Genomic DNA, 23405 nt, shown 5'->3' with positions numbered 1-23405 from the left:
CGAAAGCCTCCGCCGGGCATGCGCGCACCCTGGCCACAACGGAGAGGCTAATGCAACAAGCGGGCCTCGCTTAACAGGGATTTTCAGGCTGCGGTGGCGGCCTCGCGGGGAGCGCGTTGCACCGGCGCATCGCGCCAATTGGCGCGCCACGCCAGCACCGACATCGGCACGCCCAGCGGCCGTTCGATGGCGTAATTCGCGTCGGGGAACATGGCTTTCATATCGTTAAGGCCGATCGGGTTGTAAAAGCGCATGCGCTCCATCGCGGCCTCGACGGTTGCGGACTTGCCGCCGGAACCTAGCCGGAATTTCGAGAGCAGCGCCGCCTGCACCCGTCTTGGATAAAGGGCGAAGAAGGGTGCGAAGGGGCTCGGGAAATGCGGGTCCACCGGGGAATTTTTGTTCGGCACCTGGATGAAGAACGGGCGACCCGAGGCGCATATTTTGCGCGCCAGGCGCTGCTGAGCCGCGCGGGAGTCCAAATGCTCGAGGAAGCTATTGGAAAAAACCAAATCGAATGACCCCAGATATTCGGTCGTGACCTCGTTGGCGTCGGCCACCCGGTTCTGGATTTCGGGACCGTGGTCGCTGCGACCGGCGGCAGTCGTGTCGATATGATGATTGTTAATCAGGGTAACGTGGAGGCGGTCCTCGGGGGTGAGGCCCCAGCCGCGCCAAAACGGCACCGTGCCGCCGAGATCAACGATCCGAAGCGGGCGGCGCGCTGGCAAGAAAGCGTTGAATTGAGCGTGGCGACGCGCGCGCGTCCAATTTCTTAAGGCGCTGATCATTGGATCTGCTCCGGCAAATATCCACAAAAGAGAAATCGTTGATCGATTTTCTTGTGCTTGGCGAAAGCAGTAATCGCGGTTGTGAGTAACCGCCCGTTAACCATGAAATACAACACAATTTTTGTGAAATTTGCGCCGTACCCCGCGTCCGCCCGCGCGACTAGCCAAGCGCGTGAATTTCCCCCAATGCATCAGCTTAATCGGGGCGCCGTAGGGAGCGGCGCGAGGGGGCGGTCATGAAAATCGCCGTGCTGGTGGCGCCGAAGAGGTTCTGGCGCTGGCAACGCGCGCTCGTGGAGCATTTGCAGCATCTGAAACATGAGGTGATCGTAGCGCCGCGCGGAGCGGCGCGCGTACCGCTTGCAGTTCAAGCGCTGTTGAAGCTTGAGCACTGGATCTTCAAAGGACCGCGCGTGGTGGTGACGGAGGATGCGCACGCGCCCACGGACGTCGATGCGGGCGCGTTCGACGTTGTGATCGATCTCTCGGGAGCAGGTGAGAAAATCCCCGGCGCCCTGACGTTGCTCTATGACGGACAGTGCGCCGAGGAGGCGCTGTGGGGTCGCCTGCTGCGTCAGCAATCGCCGCTGATTTCGATCGCTCGCTATAATGCGGATGGAGGCATAGAGACCTTGGCCGCTTCTTACGCGGCGATCGAGGATAAGGTCGTGCTCTCACGGGGCATTCGCTATGCCTCGGCGCGTGCGGCCCTGCTGATTGAACGTGCGATCGAGATCGTGCAGGGACAGCGGCGCGTGGCGCCGCTGCCAGAACACGCGCATGCCCATGCGGTGTATTTCTCCCACGCGGCGCTGGTGCGCTTTGTGTGGTTGCGTTGCGCGGCGGCGGTCGCCAGCGCTTTCCACAAGCGTGGCCACTGGATCACCGTATGGCGGCGCGGAGACGACGCGTTCACGCCGATCTCAGCTGACGGACGCTTCCTCGCCGATCCGTTCGTGGTGGCGTATCGCGGCGCCGATTATCTGTTCGCGGAGGATTTGATCGATGGCGGCCCGAAAGGCCGCATTGTCGCCGGGCGTCTGCCCGACGTGACCCAATCCGTCCACCTTGAGCCGGTTTTGACCGAAGCTCATCATTTGTCGTTCCCGTTCGTGTTCGAACATGAGGGCGACATGTTCATGATGCCCGAAGGCGGCACCAGCGGAAGCTTGAGCGTGTACAGGGCGGCCGAATTCCCCACGCGCTGGGAGAAATTCCGCGATGTGATGGAGCACACGCGCGCGTTTGATCCCGCAATCGTCGAGCATGCGGGCCGTTTCTGGCTTTTCTGCACTATCGCGCCGTCGGTAGGTTCAACTTGGGATGAAATTTCCATCTTCCACGGGCTGAGCCCGTTCGGTCCGTGGACCCCGCACGCGCTCAATCCCGTGAAGTCGGACGTGCGCGGCGCGCGCATGGCGGGGCGCTTCCACCGGGTGAATGGACGGCTGTTGCGGCCGGCGCAGGATTGCGAGCAAGGCTATGGCGCCAAATTGGCTTGGTACGAAGTGATGGAATTGACGCCAGAGACTTTCATTGAGCGCCGCATCGGCGCGTGGGACCCGGCGCTCTTTGGCGACTTCAACGGGCTGCACACTTATGACGGCCTTAACGATATCCAGGTCATCGATCTGAAATTGAATCGGCCGCGCCGCGGCGCCGTTCGGCCGCGGATTGTCGGCGGTCGTGATTTGAAGGTTCCCGATGCGCACTAATGGGCGCAAGCCGCGTGTTCTGTGCGTCGTGCCGCGTGGGCTGGAAGGCCGCGGCGGAATCGAGCGCGCTTTTCGCTACATCGCCCAGCATGATGACGCGCCGGCGGAATTCACGTTCTTGGCCACGCGCGGGGACGGCTCGCGTGTCGGCTCGTTGCTGATCTTCGCCAATGCCGTGGCGCGATTCAGCTGGATTGCCGCCACGCGTCAGGCCGACATTGCGCACATCAACCTGTCGCTGCGCGCCAGCGCCTATCGAAAGGCGCTGTTGTGGGCCATCGCCAAATTGTTCGGTCTGCCGGTGATCTTCCACTATCACGGCGGCGGCTTCGACCGCCGCGTGCATGAGAAGAAGCTGTGGATCGACGTCACCAAGTATATTTTAAGACGTGCGGACGGCGTGATCGCCTTGGGCGAGCGTTGGCGGCAGGTGTTTGTGGATGAGGTCGGCGTGCCGGCGGCGCGGACGATCGTGATCTACAACGCGGTGCCAGATTTTGCCGCGGGACGCGATCTGGCGCGGCCGCAAGATCGGCCGCTGACCATTTTCTTTGCCGGTGAAATCGGCGAGCGTAAGGGCGTCGATGTGCTCGTTGGCGCGCTGGCGAAGCTCGGCGTCTCGCGGAACTGGCGCTGCACGATTGCAGGCAACGGCGATGTAGCGCCGTTTGCACGGACCTTGGCGGACGCCGGCGTCGCCGAGCGTGTGCGCTTCCCCGGCTGGATCGGCATGGACGAGATCCACGCCGGCATGCTGGATTCCGACATCGTGGCGCTGCCCTCACGCAGCGAAGCCTTGCCAATCTCATTGATCGAGGGGGCGGCTGCCGGCGCGGCGATGGTGTGCACTGGTGTGGGCGCTTCGGCGGAGATCAACGAGCATGGCGTGACCGGTTATGTATTGCCCATCGAGGCGGATGCGTTCGCGGAAGCGTTCAACGAATTGGCCGCCGATCGCGGCAAGCTCAGCGCCATGCAGAAGGCGGCCCGCACGCGCTATCTGGAGCGCTTCACGTTCGCGCGTATGCTGGAGTGCTTGGGGGAGGCCTACGCGCTGGTGCTGGAGGCGAAAGCGGTGTCGCGCGCCGGCGCACGGCCGAGCGCTGCGGCGTAGGCGGCGAGTAGTTTCGGCTCCTGGTGCTCCCAGCACAAGTCCGATTCAAATCGTGCGCGCCCATACTCGCCGAGCTGCCGCGCCAAGGCGGGATCGTCGAGCAATTGCGCGATCTTCGCGGCGAAATCCTGCACATCGTTGGGCTTGGCGTAGAGCGAAGCATCCTGCGCCGAAAACCGACCTTCGGTGCATTCGAATTGCACGATCGGTTTGGCCATCGCCATGTATTCGACGATCTTGTTCATCGTCGATTTGTCGTTGAGCTCGCTGGGCCGGTCGGGGTTCACCAACACCGCTGAGCGACCAAGCCAATCCTTGAGTTCGGCGTCCGACACGCGGCCGGTGAAGCGGACGTGGCCGGAGAGGCTGAGCGCGGCTGCTTGCGCCTCCAGATCGCGCCGGGCGCTGCCGTCGCCGACGAGAACGAAGCGAACATCATCGCGCTTCATGACGTAAACGAGGTGGTGCGCGGCCTCCAACAGCAGGTCCAGGCCCTCCTGCGCGCCCATCACGCCGACATAGCCGACGAGCTTTTCGGCGCTGTCAGAGGTTGCGGCGCGATCGATCCAGGCGCGGCGTGGGCCGCTGCGCACGACATAGACGTTCTCGGGTTTCATCTTGCCGCGCGAAACAGCGACACGCTTGTAGCTTTCATTGGTCGCGATCGACACGTTCGACATCGCGAAGGTCAACCGTTCGAACAGCACCATCAAGGCACGTAGGAACGGGCGCGGCTTGTCGTATTTGGAATCCAGCAATTCCGGGCAGAGGTCGTGATGGTCGAAGATGAAGCGGCAGCCGAACAATTTGAAGGGCGCAGCGACCAGGAACAGCAGATCCGGCGGGTTACAAGCGTGGATCACGTCGATTCCACGCGCAAAGGCGACACGCAGAGCGAGCACGAAACTGCAGATCAGCGCGACCGGATATTCGAACAAATAGCCGGCGAAGCCCGACGCCTCGATCGGCAAGCTGTAGCGATAGACATAGATGCCGTCGATGCGCTCGAAGCTTTTGTCGTAGCCTTTGCCTTTCGGGCAAATGACGTTGACTTCGTAGCCGGCGGCATGAAGCGAGTTGGCTTCCATCCATACCCGGCGGTCAAACGGCACGGGTAGATTCTCGACCAAGATGAGGACGCGGCCGAGCGGCTTATGCTGGGTGTCGTTGTTCACTTCAGTCTCGCATAGAAGCCGCGGCTGACGGACGCGCCGAAGGCGGGGTGCGTCCGGCTGAGCGTTGGGATGTCCCAGGAATCCTCGATCGCATAGCCCATGTCCGCCAGCGTGGCGATGAAGGCGGCGTGGTCGCGGACCTGGTAGGGCACCTCGGCGGCGCCGAAATCCTCCAGCGTGACGACCGTGGGGCCATCGCGCGTAGCGACCTTGTTCAGGATGATGTGCTGGGGCTTGCGCGGCAAGCGCGCGACAAAATCGGCAAACGGGATGTCGATGTATTGCAGCAGACCGGACGCAAGCAGAATGTCCGCGGGCGGCGTGGCTGCGAGCTCGTCGTAAAAGGAGATGCCGGTGAGGCCATCCCGTTCGGCGCGGCTGCGGCCGGCCTTGACGATCTCCGGCACGTCGTAAACCGCCCAATCAAAACCGCTGGGCAACGTCAAGACATCGCGGAAGGCGCGGAATTTCGTGCCCATGTGCCCGCCGGCGTCGATCAAGCGAGTCGAGTTGGGCAGAAGGCGATTGAGCCAAAACAGGACGGGGTAATCCCAAAGCGTGCGTTGGCACATTTTCTCGAACGAAATATCGGCGACTTCGGCGTGATTGTAGCCCGCAAGCGCGCCCGGTCGCACGGCCGCAAGCGCCTCGGCGTAGCTGGCGAAAGCGCCGCGAAACTGGGGGGCTGCCGGCGCCGCGCCGACGCGGCGGCGCATCGCGTGAACGACACGGTTAATCGTGCCGCGAAGTCTTGCGCCGTTATCGGCCATGATGCTGCTGACCCAAACCTCGTCGTGGAGATCGCGCGGTGCAAGTTTTGCACCGACGCGACCGCGCCAGGCTATATCAGAGACCGCCAGCGCGCCCCAAGCCTCAGCAGATCGAGGTAAGGATTTTTACCTCATCGCGGCGCCATTGCTGCATAATTGACACCACCCGCGCGGGCGGACATCTACGCGACCCGCAAGGTTAACGGAACTCGAACGTGGCGCTTCGCAAATTCGCATTCAACGTTGCGTCGCTGAGCCTCGCGCGCGCGCTGCAGACGGTGGCGAGCATCGTCGCGATCCCGATTCTGGCGCGTTTCCTGGAGCCGAACGAGTTCGGCCTGATCGCGCTGTCGATGCCGTTCATTTTGTTCTGCATGGCGATCGGCGACGCGGGCCTGGGGCAATCCCTGGTGCGCGTGAAGCAGAGCGAGACGTTGGTTTGGTCGAGCGCGTTCTGGCTGATCATGGCGCTAAGCGTGGGGCTCGCGCTTTTCGTGGTGGCGCTCGCGTGGCCCTACGCCATCTTGTTCGAACACCCCGAAGTTGCGCCGATCGTCGCCGTAATGGCCGTGTCGCCCTTTCTGCAAGGGTTGACGGCGTTGCCGATCGCGGACCTGCAACAGCGTGAGCGCTTTCAGCTTCTGGCTGCGACCGAGGTTGTGTCTTCCTTCATTGCCTTGATGTCGGCCCTGGTGTTGGCCGGGGCGGGCGCCGGCGTATGGGCGTTGGTCTCACAGGCCACGCTCTATTGGGTGGTGAAGGCGGCGATCATTTTAATCGCCTCGCGGTTTCGCCCGAAATTTCAGTTCGCCCTGACGGCGCTTGAAGGTCATTTCACGTTCAGCCGCGATTCCGCCATCGGCAATCTGGTCACCTTCTTCAATCGCCAGATCGATCCGCTGGTCATCGGCAAGATGCTGGGCGCCACGCCGCTCGGGCTCTATTCAATGGCAAATCGGCTGGCGATTCTGCCTTCGCAATTGCTGGCCGCGCCCGCGCAGAGCACGATGTATGTGAAGATGGTTGCGCTGCGCCACGACATCGCGGCGCTGCGCGATCTCGTTCTTATCTCGTCTTTGGCTGTGGCCATTCTTGTGTTTCCGCCCATGGCGATCGCGGCGGCGTCAAGCCATGCGTTCTTCGTCGTGTTCCTCTCAGCGAAATGGGCGGATGCATCGCTCTTGTTTGCGATCCTGGCGCCCGTTGCCGGCATTCAAGTGGTTTCGACCATCTGGACGCCGATGTTGCTGGCGACGGAGAATACGACTCTTCGTCTGCGTATCGGCATTGAGATGACGGTGCTGTGGCTGGCGATCCTGCCGTTCGCGGCGATGCATGGCGTGGTGGCGGTCGTGGTGGCCTATGTTGTGAGCTACATGGCGTTTTCGCTGCTGCGCTCCTACAACGCCTTCTTGTCGCCCGTGCAGCTGAATGTCCTCGACATGACGCGTGCGCTGGCGGCGCCGCTGATTGTCTCCGCGCTGGCGGCCTTGGCGCATGTGCTGCTGATGTGGCAATTCCATCTGCCGCCCTTGGCCGAAGTCGCACTGGCTCTGGCGGAAATGGCGGTCGCCCTGGCGGTGCTGGTGTTCGTCTGCCGCCGCAAATTGAAGGCGCATGTCGGCCAATTGCGGGCGCTGTTCTCGGCCGCCAAGCCGCTCACCGAGGAGGGTGTCGGTGGCGCCGCAAATTGAGGTGCATGTCTGGTCGCTTGATCCGACCGCGTCTGTGTCGGCGACAGCGTTGGCGACATTGTCGGAGCGGGAGCGGGCGCGCATGGCGCGCTTCGTCTTCGACAAGGACCGTTTCCGCTTTGGGCAATCGCATGTACGCATGCGCGCGCTGCTCGGCGCCCACCTTGGTCTGGCCGCCGCAGATGTGACGTTCGACGAAACCGAGCACGGCAAGCCGTTCATCGTGGGCGGGCCGTTCTTTAATCTGAGTCATTCGCACAATCTCGCGGCGCTCGCGATCACTGATACATTCGATCTCGGCCTCGACATTGAGCACGTACGCGGGATCGAGGGACCGGAGATCGCGCGGCGCTTTTTCTCTGCGCGTGAGTGTGCGGCGCTGAGCGCCTATAGCGGCGCGGCCTATGAGGCGGCGTTCTATCGGTGTTGGACGCGCAAGGAAGCCTATGTGAAAGCGCAGGGTGAAGGCCTGGGGATCTCGTTGCAGGCGTTTGACGTCACCATCGACGAAGAGGCGCCGCGCATTCTGCGAATTGACGGCGATGACGCAGGCGCCTGGCGTCTAGTCTCGTTCAAACCGGCCGATGGCTATCAGGGTGCGTTGGCGATGCGCTCCAGACGCGACGACATTTCGCTGAAGGTCATCACTTCGGCATAGCGTGCGTGCGCTGCGACGCTGGTGTCGCCGCGGAGATGAGTCTCGAAGAAGTCCAGCAGCACAGCGTGCTTGATTTCTTCCGCGCGCGCCGGCGGCAGCAGGAGCCACTTTTTGAATTGATCGCCAACACCGTATGAATCGAGGAAAGCGTCGTGCGGCGCGCCGCGGATGAGATATATGTCGCCGCCGAGGCGGCGCGTGTGAGCCGCTTCGTTGAGCACGCCGTCATAAAGAACTTGCCATTCATAGCGGCGCGGCGAGGCGAGCCGTCTAGCGGAAGGCGGATCGAAATCGCTCGCCAGGACGAGATAGGGGCGACGCGCGCCCTGCGCTGCGGCTTGCGCATAGAGCCCGCCGTCTAGATTGGCGACCGCGGCAATGCGCGCATCACGCAGGCTCGCCTCGGCGGCGACGGCGCCGCCGAACGAGAATCCCATGAAACCCACGCTGTTGAGGTCGGTCTTGTCCCGCCAGGCGGGGTGAGCGCCGAGGCAGGTCTGGATGCGATTGAGCGCGTACAGGGCGTCGCGTAGGGCAAGCTGGAGACGTTCGCCCGCGCGGCGTGTCGTCTCGGCGGTGGCGGCCTCAGATGAAAAATCGAATTGAATCTGCGGTGCGGAATCATCGAGCGCGACCACGATGTAGCCGTGACTTGCCAGCATCGCCGCCGTGCGGGTGTTCTCAGAGCGATCGCCGCCCCAGCCCGGCGCGTAGAGTACAAGCGGCGCGTCGCCGAGCCCGTCGGGCGGCGCTTGCGTGAACGCAACATCACACGCGCCCCTCGTAAGCGCGCCGGCGCTGTTCGCCGGGCGCCACAGACGCACCGTGAGCGCAGGCTGCTCGCCGGCTGCCGGCAAATTGACATCGAACACCGCGGCTGGGTGCAAGCCTGTCAAAACGGGCGTCGCCGGCGCGCCCTGGAACGAAGCTGCGAAGTGGCCCACTGCGCGAAGTGCTGGAAGCGCGATGGCCGCGAAGGTCAAGGCGAGCATTGCGAACGGGATCGCCGGCGCCATGCGTGCGGACCAGCGCGCTTGCGTGAGCCACAGCGCCAGCAGCGCGAGAAGCAGCAACGCCAGGGCTGGGATCGCCCAATAGCGCGCGATCAGGCGGCAAGCGTATCCGATCGTGTCGATCAAGAGGCTGTCTCGAGCGCCGCCTTGATGCTTGCCGCGATAGCGGGGGCGTTGGGCTCGGAGAGCATGGTCAGATGGCCGCCGCGCGCGTCATGCACGATGACGTGGCCGCCGCTGGTGTCGCGCCAGCCCATTTGTGGGTCGAACAGCGGTCCGCGTGGTGTCTGCTCGCTCTTGAAAACGATCAGATCGCCGGCAAAGCCCGGGTTCTCGTAATTCTTCCGCGCATTGAGCAGATGACGCTGGAACCAGGGCGGGGTCCAACCGGTGGCGCGCTTGGGCGGCTCTTTGAGAAGGCCGAGCTTCACTGCAAATTCGGCGATCGCATAGGCGAACTTAAAGCTCATCAGCCACTCGCTCGCGGTCATTTCGCCTTTGCGGAAATTTTTCCAGCGGCGCACATGCACGTCGATACGGTCCACGACATCAAGTGCGATACGATCGAGCAGACTTTGCGATTTGGTGAAGCCGGGCCGCCAGGTGTCGTAGGTGACAACGAGGCGCACATCATCGCCGCCCGCTTGCAGTTGGCGTGCGACCTCCGCTGCGAGCGCGCCGGCGATGCACAATCCCATCAGGATGTACGGACCCGTCGGATGCGCGGCCTTCAGGAGGCGCACATATTGCGCGGCGATTTCTGGGAAAGTCTCCGATGCGACACTTTGCGGGCGATCGGGATTGAACAGCTGCAAGCACGTGAACGGCTGATCCGGACCGAGTTGCTTGGAGAGGTGGTAATAGAGGATCGGATTGTCGATGGCGATGATCGGCGTCTTCGAGCCGTTGGGCTGAAGGCGGATGACCTGCCAATCCTCAATCGGTTCGACAGCACGCGGCGCGGGCGCGGCGTTCAGCAGCGCGCTGAACTGGCGTAGCGTCGGCGCTTTGAACAATTGCAGGATTTCGAGCTTGCGGCCGAATTCGTCCTCGACTCGCGCGAACATACGGAAAGCGAGCAGGGAATGGCCGCCAAGATCGAAGAAGCTGTCGCTGAGGCCGATCTGATCTTGCTTCAGGACATCACGCCAGATGTCGCGCAGTCTGATTTGCGTTTCGCTCAGGGTCTCATTTTGCGGTGCGGCTTCGGCGCTTGCGGCCGCTGTGCGCTCCATGACTGGGGCGCCAAGCACCGGGATGTCCGGCAGCGCGCGCCGATCGACTTTACCGTTCGGAGTCTGCGGCAGAACGCGCAGAACGCTGATGCCGGACGGCACCATGTGCGGCGGTAGCGTGCGCGAAAGGTGCTCATGCAGGATGTGCGGCAGCGCCTCAAGCGGTTCGATGCGATCCACGGCGGGGCTGACATAAGCAAAGAGCTTCTTACCGGCGGGCGGCACATCACGCGCCACGACGATGGCTTCGCCAACGCTTTCGTGCGCGGCGAGCGCGGCTTCGATTTCGCCGGGCTCCACACGCATGCCGCGGATCTTCACCTGCGAATCCGAGCGGCCGATATATTCGAGCAGGCTGTCTGGACGCAGACGTACGATGTCGCCGGTGCGATAGAGTCGCCCGCCGGGCGTATTCGAGATCATGTCCGGCAGAAATTTCTCGGCGCTCAGTTCGGGCCTGTTGTGATAGCCGAGTCCCACGCCGTCGCCGCCGATATAGAGTTCGCCCAACGCGCCGGGTGGGGCCAGATTGCCGTAGCGATCAACGACATAGCCGTCAGTGGCGCCGATGAGCGGACCGATCGGCAGCACTGTCGTCGGCGTGATGTCCCGCGGCACGCTGTAAAGCGTCGAGATGATCGTGCACTCGGTTGGCCCGTAGCCGTTGACGATCTCGATATCCGGATCAGCCTGATAAACCCGCAGCACCGCGGCAGGTGAAAGCACATCGCCGCCGATGACGAGCTGCTTCATGCCGCGCAGCGCCTCGGGGCGGTGTTCGGCCAGCAAATGGAACAGCGCGGTCGGCAGAATGCCGATCGTGCAATTGTGCTCGGCGATCGTGTCTGCAATCTGCGCCAATGTCGGTGGATGGCTTTTGATGATTGCGATTGGCGAGCCGTTGAGCAGGGCGCACCAGATTTCTTGGGCGCTCGCATCGAAGGCAAGCGCGCACACATGCAGCATCGTGTGCTGCGGACCGAGCGTGAGGAAGCCTTCCTGGGCGCGCGCGAAGCGGACAATGCCGCGATGCGGGATGATCGCGCCTTTGGGCTTTCCGGTCGAGCCCGACGTATACATGAGATAGATCGGATCGAGCGCGGTCGCGTCGCTCTCAATCGGCGCGTCGCTTTCGGCCATTTCCATGCCGGCGATGTCGAGGTCAACAACAGGGCCGTTGAATGCGCCAATCTTGTCCCGCGCGTCCTTGTGCACGATGACCACAGCCGGCGCGCAATCATCGAGCATGTAGCTTAGCCGCTCCATCGGGTAGTCCCCGTCGAGCGGCATGTACGAGGCGCCGGCTTTGATCACGCCGAGGAACGACACGATGGTCTCGATCGAGCGCGGCGCGACGATGGCGACGCGGCGTCCGCGTCGGGCGCCAAGGCTTTGCAGACGGCGCGCGAGCTGGTTCGAACGGCGTTCAAGCTCGCCGTAGGTCATGCGGCGCGCGCCTTCAATCAAGGCGATCGAACCCGGGCGAGCGGCGGCGATTTCGGCGAACAGCGCATGTGCGGTCTTGTCCCGCGGATAGGGCGGCAGCGGGCGCGGTCGACTGAGCAGCGCCTTGTTGGCGTCGGAAACGACCTCAAGTTTCGAAATGGGTGACAGCGGGGCGTTCGCCGCGGCGCGCATGGTCTGCTGCCATAATTCCAGCATGCGCTCGGCGGTGTGGCGATCATAGAGATCGGTGTTGAACTCGAGCGAGGCGCGCCAGCCATCGGGGCGCTGCACCAGCATGACGTTGAAATCGAGCAGCGTGCCGGGCGATTCCGACGGAATGCCGGCGAGTTCGAACTCGCCGTAACGCGCGTTTTCCATGAAGGCGCGCTGGAAGATGAAGTTCACCGAATAGAGCGGTGTACGCGACAGGTCGGGAGCTTGGCGCAGCTGGCGTACGAGGCCGTCGAAGGGCACCTGCGCGCGCGCCAAGCCGTCGCCGATCGTGTCTGCGCAGCGCTTGAGCAGATCGTCGAAGCGTGGGTCGCCTTGCGCATCGAGCCGCAGTACGATGTTGTTGATAAAGACGCCGATCAGGTTCTCCAGGTCGGTGTCGTCGCGATTGGCAACCTGCGTGCCGATGACGATGTCCGTCTCGCCCGTGAAGCGATGCAACGCGGCGGTGATGGTGGCGACGCCGACGCTGAACAGCGAAACGCCTTCGGTGCGTGCGAACTCGGTGAGCTTGTCGCTTACGTCGTGCGGCACCATCTCGGACACGATCGCCCCATTGAAGGTTTGCCGGGATGCGCGCGGGCGATCGGTGACGATCTCGAAATAGGGTGCGTCACTGAGGCGCTTCAGCCAGTAATCCGTGTCGTCGGAAAAGCTCTGGCTCTGCATAAATTCGCGCTGCCATAGGCTGAAATCGCCATATTGAAGCGGCAAATCGGGAAGATTAGGCGCGCGGCCTGCATCAAGCGCGGCCGCGATCTCGCCGATCTCGCGGCCGAGCACGCGGATCGACCAACCATCGAAGGCGATGTGATGGATGGTGATCAGCAGGTGGGCGTGGTCGTCCTCCAGCTGCAGTAACGTGGCGCGGATGAGCGGCGCCTGGCTTACATCAAACGGCGCCTGTGCTTCGCGAACGCTGTGGGCGCGAGCTTCCTCCATGCGCGTGGAGGTTGGCAGCCGCGTCAGATCGATGACCGAGAGCTTGAACGGCGCGTCGGCGAGGATTTGCTGGTGCGGCTCGCCGTCGATTTCGATGAAGCGCGTGCGCAAGACTTCGTGCCGGGCGATCACAGTCCGGAACGCTTGCTCGATGGTTTCGGCGCGAAACCTGCCTCGGATGTCCCAGCGCAGCGCCACGTTCAACGCTGCGTTGCCTGGTTCCATCTTCTCGAGAAACCAGAAACGCGACTGCGTGACCGAACAGGGCAGCGTGTCGATCACGGTCGCGGGCGCGGGCGCGCCGATATGATCGCGCGTGGTCATGACGATGTGCTTCCGCGACGGGCGCCGCCGCGGAAGGCGCGCAGCGAAGGCGCGCCCGCACGCTCGGCTGTTGTCGGCGCCTCAGTGCGGGTAGCGGCGAGCGCGGCGATCTCGGCGACGGTCGGATGGCGTAGCAAATCCTTTGCCTCGACATGCAGGCCCTGTTCGATCAGGCGCGCGGTGATGCGGAAGACGTGCAGCGAATCGGCGCCAAGGAAGAACAGATTGTCGTTGACGCCGATCTCGCCGGCGCCCAGCACGGTGCGCCACACGTCGGCGATTTGGGTTTCGAGCGGCGTGCGCGGCGCCACGATCTCGCGGTCGGCGATGGCGGCGCCGGCATCCGGCTCCGGCAGCGCCTTGCGGTCGAGCTTGCCATTGGCGGTCAGCGGCAGCGCCTCAAGCGCCATCCACGTGGTGGGAACCATGTAGTCCGGCAATTGCGCGGCCAGCGTGTCGGTGAGCTGCTTGGCGTCGAGCGACGCACCCGGGTTCAGCACGACATAGCCGACGAGACGAGGCGTATCGCCGCCGCGCAGCGCCACCGCCGCTGCACTGACATGGGGCGCCTTGCGCAGTGCGGTCTCGATATCTTCGAGTTCAATGCGGAAGCCGCGCAACTTCACCTGGTGATCGCTGCGACCGAGCAATTGAATATCGCCGTTCGCGAGACGGCGACCGACGTCGCCCGTATTGTAAAGACGCTGCGGCGCGCGGCCTGGCAGAGTCACAGTGCGGAACGCGCCAGCGGTGAGGTCGTCGCGCTTGTAATAGCCGAGCGCCAGGCCGTCGCCGCCAATATAGAGCTGACCGGTAACCCCGATCGGCGCGAGTTGGTCGTTGCCGTCGAGAATGAAGAGCTGGGTGTTGTCGATCGGTTCGCCGATCGTGATGGCCTTGCCGTTTTCGACGCGGCCGCACGAGGACCAGATGGTCGTTTCGGTCGGGCCGTACATATTCCAAAGCTCGGCGCCCGTTGCGGTCAGCGCATCGGCCAAATCGCGCGGCAGCGGTTCGCCGCCGCAGAGCATCTTGAGTCCAGCGCGCGGCTTGAAGCCGGCTTCCATCAGCATGCGCCAGAGCGACGGGGTGGCTTGCACCACGGTTGCGCCGACATTGTTGATGAGATCGACCAAACCGAAGCCGCCGCGGACGACGTCCCGATCAGCGATGACGACACGGCCGCCCTTGATCAGCGGCAGATAGAGTTCGAGGCCGGCGATGTCGAACGAGATCGTTGTCACCGCAACGAGGACGTCGCTCGCTTCAAAGCCCGGCTTCTTTGCCATCGAGAGCAAGAAGTTCACGACCGCGCGGTGGGGTACGGCCACGCCTTTCGGCACGCCGGTCGAGCCCGAGGTGAAGATCACGTAGGCGGCGCGCTCCGGGTCGCCGAGCGCGGGCTCGATGACATTTTCAGATTCTTGCGCGATCGCGGCCGCATCGTGATCGATGCGGATGATCTTGACGCCAGCCGGCGCGAAGGCTGCTGCTGCGTCATTGTTGCAGACGATGGCGGCGACGTCGGCGGCTTCCACGGTTTGGCGCAGGCGCGCGGCCGGATGCGTGGCGTCGAGCGGCACATAAGTGTGGCCGGCTTTCATGACGGCGATCAAGGCCGCCAGCATGTCGATCGAGCGATCGGTGGCGACGGCGATGCGTTGGCCAAGGCCCGGCGCGGTTTTGCGGAAGTGACGGGCGAGTTGGTTCGCGCGCTTGTCGAGTGCTGAATAGCTGATGCTCTCGGCGCCGCAGACAGCGGCGATCGCGTCCGGCGTCTTCGCGGCCTGCGCGGCGATGAGGTCGTGCACGAACGCGTCTCTCGGGAAGCCGGCGCGCGTATCATTTAGCGTGTCGATCAGCCAATTGAGTTCATCCGGGCCGTGCATCGGCAGCTCGGCGATCTTGAGACTCATGTCGGCGGCGAGCGCCGATAGGATCGCGCGATAATGGCCGACCCAGCGCTGGATCGTGGCCGCGTCGAACACATCGGTGTTGAAGTCGCAATCGATACGCAGGCCGTCGTCGGACTCGACGACGTTCCAGAAGATGTCGAAGTTCGAGAACGCTTTCGGGTTCGGCGTGATCGCGGCCTTGACGCCGCCAAATTCGACGCCGTCGGCGATACGCTCGAGGTTGAACTGGATTTCGGTCAGCGGCAGGCGGTTCGGGTCGCGTTTGACGCCGAGCTTGCGCACCAAAGTGCCAAAGGTGAAGTCCTGATGCTCGTACGCATCGAGCACTTGCTTCTTGGCGTTCTGCAGGTGCGTCGCGAACGGCGCTTGCGGATCGAAGGCGGCGCGGATCGGCAAGAAGTTGACAGCATGTCCGACCATGATCTCGCCGTCGAGCAATGTTTGGCCGGCGGTCGGCACGGCGACAACGACGTCATTGGCGTTGGCCAGTCGGCCCATCATCACTTGCAGTGTCGCGAGCAGTGTCGCGAACAATGTGCAACCCTGCTTCGCGCCGGCCTTTTTCACGGCGCGATAGAGCGTCGCGTCGATGAAATCGGTGTGGGTGGCGCCGGCGAAGGTTTTCACCGCCGGGCGCGGATGATCGTAAGGCAGCTCGGGCAGCGCCGGGATAGTCTTGTATTGGTTGAGCCAATAGGTCTCGATCTCGGCTTTCGCGGCGCCGCGCGCAGCTTGGTCGGTCGCGTATTGCGCATACGAGAGCGGCTTCGGCAGATCGGCTTTCGCGCCGGCGAGGCGGGCACGATAGGATTTGGCCAGCTCGTCGACGATGATGTTCAGCGACCAGCCGTCGGCGACGATGTGATGGCCGGTGAAGACCAGCACATGGAGCTGCGGGCCAAGCTTCAAGACATGGCCACGCATTACCGGGCCGTTGATTAGATCGAACGGCGTGGCGGCGTCCTGCGCCATGAAGGCTTTCAGCGCCGCTTCCGGGTCAGCTTCGCCACTGACGTCGATCACCGGCAAATCAATCGCCGCATCCGGCGAAATGATCATGCGATCGCCGGCGCGCGAGAAGCGCGCACGCATGGCGTCGTGACGTGCAGACACGTCCTTCATCGCGTTGGCGAGCGCGTCAGTGCTCAGCGGGCCCTCGAAGCGAACGCTTAGACTTTCGTTGAACGCGCACGAAGCTTCATCGCTCATTTGCGAGGCGAGCCAGACTTCGATTTGCGGCTCGGTCAGCGGAGATTCGCTCGGTGCGGCCGGCGCTACGGCGCTGGCGACGGCGGCCGAGGCGGCCGCAGCGCCTTCTTTCGGCGCCAGGATGCCGACCGATTGCAGCGCATCCAGCGCTTGAGTGAAGGCGCGATAGACTTTCTCGAGATCTTCGTCCGTGTGCGTGGTCGTCAGGAAGCAGGGGAATCCTTCCTGAATGTGGACGCCGAGGTGGCGCACATACAGGTAGAACAAGCTGCCCAGGCGATCTTCGCCGGCGAAATTGATGTTGAACCAGGAAGAGAACGTCTCCGCGCGCGTGGCGATGCCGCGGCGGGCCAGGTCCGCATTGATGCGTTCCACGAGCGCGGCGCAGCGTTCCGCGAGCTTGGTTTGCAGGCTCGGACCTTGCTCTTCCATGTAGGTCATCACCGCGTGGCAGGCGGCGAGCACGAGCGGGTGGCGCACGAAGGTGCCGGCGAAGAAGGTGGGCGCCACTTCCGGCACCGAGTCATCGCCATAACGCCATTGGCCGCCGTCGAGCGCATCCATGAAGCGCGGCGCGCCAGCGAGAATGCCGACCGGCATGCCCCCGCCGAGCACCTTGCCATAGGTCGCCATGTCGGCGCGAATGCCATAGAGCGCCTGCATGCCGCCTTGATGCGTGCGGAAGCCGGTGACGACTTCGTCGAACACGAACGCGGCGCCTGATTGCTCAGTGATGGCGCGTAATTCCTTCAGGAATTCGACCGGGCGAATCTCGGGGTGACGGCTTTGCACAGGCTCAACAATGACCGCCGCCAGATCGTTCGCGTTGGCGCGAATCCAATCGAGGGATTCCGGCGCGCCGTAATTCAGCACAACCATGTTGGCGACCGATTCCGGCGGCACGCCGATGGTCACCGGCAACGCCTTGGGGCCTTGGCGCTTACCGCCCGGCTTCACCAGCACTTCGTCGAACTGGCCGTGATAATCGTTGTTGAAGACCACGATCCTATTGCGGCCCGTCACCGTGCGGGCGACGCGCATGGCCGCCATCACCGCTTCAGAGCCGGTGTTGCAGAACGTCACGCGCTCCATGCCAACCATGTTGGCGATCTGCTTGGCGACGACGCCTGCCAGCGGCGCTTGCGGGCCGATGGCAAAGCCGGCCTTGGTCTGCTCGATCACGGCTTCCTGCACGAAGTCTGGCGCGTGGCCGAACATGGTCTGGCCGAAGCCGTTGACGAGGTCGACGTATTCATTGCCGTCGACGTCCCAAATCTTGGACCCCTTCGAGCGCGGCGCGACGATCGGATAGACCGCCTCTTTCCATTCCGCCCGGAAGCCGTTGGCGGCGCGCGGGTCGGCGAGGGTCTCGCGGTTGGCGGCGGTGTAGGTCTTCGAGCCGCCCGTGCGCGCGTTGTACTGCTGCACGAAGGTTTCGATGAAATCGCGCTGTGCGTTCGTCACTTGCTGCGCTTGCGGTCGCGCGCCGCGCAGATATTGCTTGAAGCGTTGCGGCGTCGTGTCTTCGTCGTCCGCCGAAGCGTCAGCGGCTGGCGCCTTTGCGGTAGGTGCGGGCGTTGCTTTCGCGGCAGGCGCCGCTGCGGGGGCGGCGGCAGGCGCTGGCGCGGCCACAGGCGCCATCGGCATGGCGACAGCGCCGCCTTGCATCGCAGCGAGTTGTTGCGCGAACAGGTTCTGCATCGCCGCCATTTGCGCGGCGAACAGGCCTTCCATGCCGCCGGCCATCTGCATCGGCTGCATCACGGGCGCGGCCGCCATCTGCATCGGCGCTTGCGCGACAGGCGCGGCGGCGGCGATCGGCGCAGCAGCCGGCGATGCGTCAGCCGGCATGGTCGCATCGAGAAAGGCGACCAATGCTTCAATGGTCGGGATGTCGTTCACGAGTTGGCGGAATGTGATCTTCACGCCGAACTTCGATGCCAGTTGTTGCACGACTTGTCCGAGCAGCAGGCTGTCGAAGCCAAGCTCGAGGAAGCTCGCATTCGTGTCCGCGCCCTCAAGTGACTCACCCGAGAGGTCTTCGAGGATTTCCGTGATCGCGGCGCGGAAGTTGGACAGGCGCGCTTCGGAGGACGGCTTAGACATGAGTACAGGTTCCGGGTTGGAAGCTTGAGGGGGGATGTAGGCGGGCGGCGCCACGAGTGTTGGCGTCGGGAAGGAAATCACCTGCGCCTGCGGCGCCTGATGGGCGTGCTTGGGCGCTTCAATGAAATGGCTTTGGCGTTGGAATGGATAGGTCGGCAGCGAGACACGGCGGCCTTGGAGGGGGCGGCGCGCGTTCCAATCGATCGCCGCGCCGGCGGCCCACACGCGACCGAAAGCCTCGGCCATCATGATGTCGTCGGCGCTCGTGCGCGTCGCTTCCGGCATGGAATTGACCAGCGCACCAGCGCCGCCCTTGCCGAGAATTTGCGAAGCGAGCGTCGCCAGCGTGCGGCCGGGGCCGACTTCAATGAGAATAGGCTTCGCGTCGTTGCTGACAGCGGCGAGCCCATCGGCGAAGCGTACGGCTTCGCGGCAATGGCGCGCCCAATAATGCGGTTCGCGCGCTTCGTCCGGCTTGATCCAATCGCCAGTGAGGCTGGAGACATACGGAATGCTTGGCGTGCTGAAGTGAATCTTCGCGGCTTCATGCGCCAGCGCTTCGACAACCGGCGCCATCATGCGCGAGTGGAAAGCGTGCGAGGTGTGCAGGCGGCGATGCACGATTCCCGCGGCGTCGAGCGTCTTCTCCAGCGCGTCGACATCTTCAAACGTGCCGGACACAACGCAGAGATTTGGCGAATTGATCGCGGCGAGATCGAGCTTGTCGCCGAGATAGGGGCGCACTTCGGCTTCGCTTAGACGCACCGAGAGCATCGCGCCGCCCGGCATATCCTGCATCAAGCGGCCGCGCGCGGCGATCAGCGTGAGCGCGTCTTCGAATTGCATCACGCCCGAAAGGCACGCGGCGACGAACTCGCCGACGCTGTGGCCGATCATGGCGGCCGGTTGCACGCCCCAGCTCATCCACAAACGCGCGGTCGCGTATTCGATCAGGAAGAGCGCGGGCTGCGCAAGCAGCGTGGAGCGGATCGGATGCGGCGCGTCTTCGGAAGGCGGCGCGTCGTCGTAAAGGATTTTGAGCAGGTCGAGGCCGGAGAGGCGCTGCAGCAAAGCTGCGCCCTTTTGCATGATGTCGCGGAAGAGCGGCTCGCGCTCATACAGGTCGCGGCCCATGCCGGGATATTGCGCGCCCTGGCCGGGGAACATGAAGATGATCGGCGCGCTGTCGACGGCCGTGCTGATCGCAGTCGTCCCTCGCAATTTCGCGATAGCGTCTTCGCGGGTGCGCGCGGCAACCACTGTGCGCTTTGGGAAAGCGCGCCGCCCTTCGATCAGCGTGAAGGCGACGTCGTTGAGCGCGAGTGTGGGCGTGGCTTCCAGATGCGCGGCGAGGCGTTCTTTGGCTTGCGCAAGCGCATCATCGCTGCGTGCGGAGAGCGGCAGGATGATCGGTGAATCGTCCTGCGCGGCTTCAGCGGCGACCACGCGCGGCGCTTCTTCCAACACCAGGTGCACGTTGGTGCCGCCCATGCCGAAGGAGCTGACGCCTGCACGACGCGGCGTCGCGCCGCGTGGCCAGGGCTTCAACTTATCGACGACGTAGAACGGGCTGTTGGCGAAATCAATGCGCGGGTTCGGCGACGAGTAATTCGCCATCGGCGGCATTTCGCCATGATGCAAGCCGAGGGCGGCTTTGATCAGGCCAGCGACGCCGGCGGCCGTGTCAAGGTGGCCGACATTGGCTTTGACGGAGCCGAGACCGCAGAACTGGCGCGCCTCGGTGCCGAAGGCTTTACGCAAACCTTCGAACTCGATGGGATCGCCGAGCGGCGTCGCGGTGCCGTGGCACTCAACGTAAGAAATGCTCTCGGGATCGACTCCCGCGACAGCTTGTGCGGTGGCGATGACCGCGGCCTGGCCGTCGACGCTCGGCGCGGTGAAACCGACTTTATCGCCGCCGTCATTGTTGATCGCGGCGGCGCGGATCACAGCGTAAATCTGATTGCCGTCGCGCAGCGCATCTTCGAGCCGCTTCAGCAACACGACGCCGGCGCCGGCTCCAAACACGGTGCCCGCGCCATTCGCGTCAAACGGACGGCAAATGCCGTCGGGCGCGACGATGCCCTCTTCTTGGAAGAGGTAACCGCGTTTGATCGGGAACGAGATCGACACGCCGCCCGCGAGCGCCATGTCGGATTGATAGAGTTGCAAGCTTTGGCACGCTTGCGCCACCGCAAGCAGCGACGTGGAGCAGGCGCTCTGCACCGTCATCGCCGGGCCGCGCAGGTTGAGCTTGTAGGCGGTGCGCGTGGCCAAGAAGTCCTGCAAGCCGCTCGACCAGATCGAGAAATCGCCAAGCTGGTAGGTGCTAGCGGCGCGCTCCATCGTCGCGCGGTCCTGCACGACGTGCGTGGTCATGTAGGTGGAGAAGGCGGCGCCCGCGAACACGCCGATCGCGCCCTCATAGCGCGAGGGGTCAACGCCGCCGTCTTCGAGCGCTTCCCAAGCGCATTCCAGAAAGAGGCGGTGTTGAGGATCGGTCGAGGCCGCTTCGCGCGCGAGCATGCCGAAGAAGCCGGCGTCGAATTGATCGACGCCTTCGATGATCGGACGCGCCTTTACGAATTTCGGATCGTTGCGCACTTCCGGCGGATGCGCGTCTTCGAGCTCATCATCGCGGAAGCGGGTGACCGAGCACACGCCGTTGCGGATATTGTCCCAGAATTGATCAAGGTTCGCTGCGCCCGGGAATCGGCCGGAGATACCGACAATAGCGATCGCGTCCGGCGCGAGTGCGTCGGATGCATCATCTTGCGCTATTGTGTCGTTCCCAGACACTAGCCCCTGCCTTTCTTGGCGTCCCGCATGCGCGCGAGCGCCTCAGCCTGGCGCTTCGCACGGTCCTTAACTGCAAGAGCCGCGCCGTTCGGCTCGCCTTTAGGTTTGCGTAACCGTTCGGCGAGGTCGCGGATCTTGGGCGTCTCGAACAGCGTAACTAATGGGAGATCGGGACTGAGTTTTTCCTGAATTTTCGCGTGCACGCGGATCAAAAGAAGTGAGGTGCCGCCAAGGTCGAAGAAATTATCGTCGAGCCCCACGGCGCCGACGCCCAAAACTTCACGCCAAATTTCCGCGAGTGTGCGTTCGGTGTCGTCGTTGGTTTCCAACGGCTTAAAATCGACGCGCGGCGCTGGCAGCGCTTTGCGATCGACTTTGCCCGCTGGCGTCAGCGGGAAGGTTTCCAAAACCACAATATCGGCCGGGATCATGTGCGCCGGCGCGCGCGCTTTGAGCCGTTCGATCACCGCCGCGCCGAAAGCCGGCGGCGCGGGCTGATGCGCGGGCTTCAAATAGGCGGCAAGGCGTTTAATGCCCGGGGTGTCTTCGCGCAGGATCGCAGCGGCGTCGGCGACGTCTTCGTCTTCGCGCAGCAGCGCTTCAATCTCATCAAGCTCAACACGCTTGCCGTTAAGTTTCACCTGGCGGTCGTTGCGGCCCACAAACTCGATCAAACCGTCGGCGCGGCGACGCACGAGATCGCCCGTGCGATAGAGGCGTTCGCCCGTTTGCGGGTGGCGGACAAATTTCTGCGCGGTGAGTTCGGGTTGATTGTGATAACCGAGCGCCAAGCCATCGCCGCCTGTGCAAAGCTCGCCGGTTTCACCATTCGGCACTTCGCGCAGATTTTCATCCATCACATAGAGGGTGCAATGCGCGACCGCTTCCCCAATGGGGATCGGGCCGTCGCTCCACCCGCTGTGCGGGACGCGGAAGCACGTCGTGACGATGCTGTTTTCCGTCGGCCCGTAGGCGTTGATCAGCGTGGTGTTCGGTAGTGCACGCGCGGCTTTATCCGCATGCGGGGCCGAGAGCACATCGCCGCCGGCATTGATGGCGCGCATTCCGGCGAGATCGCTAAGCCGGTGCTCAACCATGAAATGAAAAATGCCGGTGGTGAGCGAGGTCCAGGTCGCGCCGGTGCGCTTGATGGTGTCGGCGATGCGGTCGAGAGACGGTGTCGCGTCCGGCAAAATAGCCAGTTTTCCGCCATTCAGCAGCGCACCCCAGATTTCGAGTTGGCTCGGGTCGAACGAGAGCGCCGTGATGTGCAGCACCACATCATCGCCCCCGGTGAAGCCCGCATAATCGTTGCGCCACACACTGCGGATGAGGCCGCGATGTGGCACCAGCACGCCCTTAGGCTGTCCCGTCGAGCCCGACGTATAAATAAGGTAGGCGACGTCCTCCGGGCCGCTTTGGTGCGTATCGAACCCCGCGTCGCCAGCTTCGTAATTCAGCAACAGCGTGCTCGCGGCCGGGAAGCCGAGTTGCAACGCGTTGAGCGCATCAGCCTGCGCGAACAGCGCCTTGGGCGCCGCATCGCTCAGCATGAAGGCCAGGCGTTCGCGTGGGTAAGCCGGGTCGAGCGGCGTGAACGCGGCGCCCACCTTGAGCGTCGCCAACATTGCCGCGACCGCTTCGATCGAACGCTGCGTGAGCAGCGCCACGATATCGCCAGGGCCGACGCCGACGTCCTTAAGCTTAAGCGCGAGCACATCGGAGAAGGCGTCGAGCGCGGCATAGCTCAGCGTCCGGCCTTCTTGCTCCAGCGCGATCGCATCTGGCGCGGTGCGGACGTTCGATTGGAACAGCTCGACGATCGTCTTGTCGCGCGGGTAGGAGCTTGGAGCCAAAGCGTCGAGCGCGGGGTTTTCGGCAAGGCTCATGACGTGCGCTCATTCTTAGCGGCCGACGCGGGATGGCGCCGGAGGATTGCCCCACGCGCGCCAGCTTCCAGGTCCGAATTTTGGTTCGTTTCCCGACCGGTACGTATCCGGATAGGCGTGTGCATTGCAACAAAACTCGCGCCGGAAGGGACAAAATGGGACGTTGGGCGAAGCCCGGAGGGGGTGTTCTTGTCTCTATGCAACAACTGGGCTCATGGGGCCCCCCGATTGCGAGCGGTGGCGCCGGCGCGCTGTGTGCCGGTTCAGCACGTTTGTTAGTGATAAAGCTTAGCGCGGATTAACCATGGGCGCTGGCGGCGTTCTTGCATTCGCCCAGAGCAGAAAGGCCGCTGTCTCAGGCGCGGCGACAAAAAATCT

Annotated in this window: 11 protein-coding genes; 4 read left to right on the top strand and 7 right to left on the bottom strand. The window is 63.6% G+C overall.

The window, feature by feature from the left end; genetic code table 11:
- Positions 1–83: 83 nt before the first annotated feature.
- On the bottom strand, positions 84–686 hold the full coding sequence (locus tag VF769_RS09880) for a class I SAM-dependent methyltransferase (RefSeq protein WP_331008233.1): 603 nt from the start codon (positions 684–686) through the stop codon (positions 84–86).
- Positions 687–1027: 341 nt separating this feature from the next.
- On the opposite strand from VF769_RS09880, the gene VF769_RS09875 reads away from it, so the two are divergent.
- A complete protein-coding gene (locus tag VF769_RS09875) occupies positions 1028–2506 on the top strand; it encodes a glucosamine inositolphosphorylceramide transferase family protein (protein ID WP_331008232.1) in 1479 nt (492 codons plus the stop codon).
- Positions 2496–3620, top strand: a complete 1125-nt coding sequence (locus tag VF769_RS09870) for a glycosyltransferase family 4 protein (protein ID WP_331008231.1) — start codon at positions 2496–2498, stop codon at positions 3618–3620. The genes VF769_RS09875 and VF769_RS09870 overlap by 11 nt, the downstream gene beginning before the upstream one ends.
- Here the strand turns inward: VF769_RS09870 and VF769_RS09865 are convergent.
- Both VF769_RS09865 and VF769_RS09860 read right to left on the bottom strand, forming a co-directional pair.
- Entirely contained in the window at positions 3554–4795 is a 1242-nt protein-coding gene (locus VF769_RS09865) for a glycosyltransferase family 4 protein (RefSeq protein WP_331008230.1), read from the bottom strand. The genes VF769_RS09870 and VF769_RS09865 overlap by 67 nt on opposite strands.
- Positions 4792–5565, bottom strand: coding sequence for a methyltransferase, TIGR04325 family (locus VF769_RS09860; protein WP_331008229.1), 774 nt, complete (start codon positions 5563–5565; stop codon positions 4792–4794). The genes VF769_RS09865 and VF769_RS09860 overlap by 4 nt, the downstream gene beginning before the upstream one ends.
- A gap of 215 nt (positions 5566–5780) precedes the next feature.
- Here VF769_RS09860 and VF769_RS09855 point away from each other — a divergent pair, with 215 nt between their 5' ends.
- Entirely contained in the window at positions 5781–7259 is a 1479-nt protein-coding gene (locus VF769_RS09855; protein ID WP_331008228.1) for an oligosaccharide flippase family protein, read from the top strand.
- Entirely contained in the window at positions 7243–7917 is a 675-nt protein-coding gene (locus tag VF769_RS09850; protein WP_331008227.1) for a 4'-phosphopantetheinyl transferase family protein, read from the top strand. Before VF769_RS09855 ends, VF769_RS09850 begins: the two co-directional genes overlap by 17 nt.
- Here the strand turns inward: VF769_RS09850 and VF769_RS09845 are convergent.
- From VF769_RS09845 to VF769_RS09830, 4 genes are read right to left on the bottom strand one after another with little or no spacing between them, the layout of a single operon-like run.
- The gene (locus VF769_RS09845) at positions 7851–9056 is read right to left on the bottom strand and encodes an alpha/beta hydrolase family protein (protein WP_331008226.1); all 1206 of its coding nucleotides are present in this window, start codon (positions 9054–9056) and stop codon (positions 7851–7853) included. The two genes, VF769_RS09850 and VF769_RS09845, sit on opposite strands and share 67 nt — an antisense overlap.
- The gene (locus VF769_RS09840; RefSeq protein ID WP_331008225.1) at positions 9053–13108 is read right to left on the bottom strand and encodes an amino acid adenylation domain-containing protein; all 4056 of its coding nucleotides are present in this window, start codon (positions 13106–13108) and stop codon (positions 9053–9055) included. Before VF769_RS09840 ends, VF769_RS09845 begins: the two co-directional genes overlap by 4 nt.
- A complete protein-coding gene (locus VF769_RS09835) occupies positions 13105–21138 on the bottom strand; it encodes a non-ribosomal peptide synthetase/type I polyketide synthase (RefSeq protein ID WP_331008224.1) in 8034 nt (2677 codons plus the stop codon). Before VF769_RS09835 ends, VF769_RS09840 begins: the two co-directional genes overlap by 4 nt.
- Positions 21138–23027, bottom strand: coding sequence for a non-ribosomal peptide synthetase (locus VF769_RS09830; protein WP_331008223.1), 1890 nt, complete (start codon positions 23025–23027; stop codon positions 21138–21140). Before VF769_RS09830 ends, VF769_RS09835 begins: the two co-directional genes overlap by 1 nt.
- Positions 23028–23405: the final 378 nt, after the last annotated feature.

It is taken from the genome of Vitreimonas sp. (assembly GCF_036392335.1).
Classification (GTDB): Bacteria; Pseudomonadota; Alphaproteobacteria; order Caulobacterales; family Aquidulcibacteraceae; genus Vitreimonas.
This window is presented reverse-complemented; position numbering and strand designations above follow the sequence as displayed.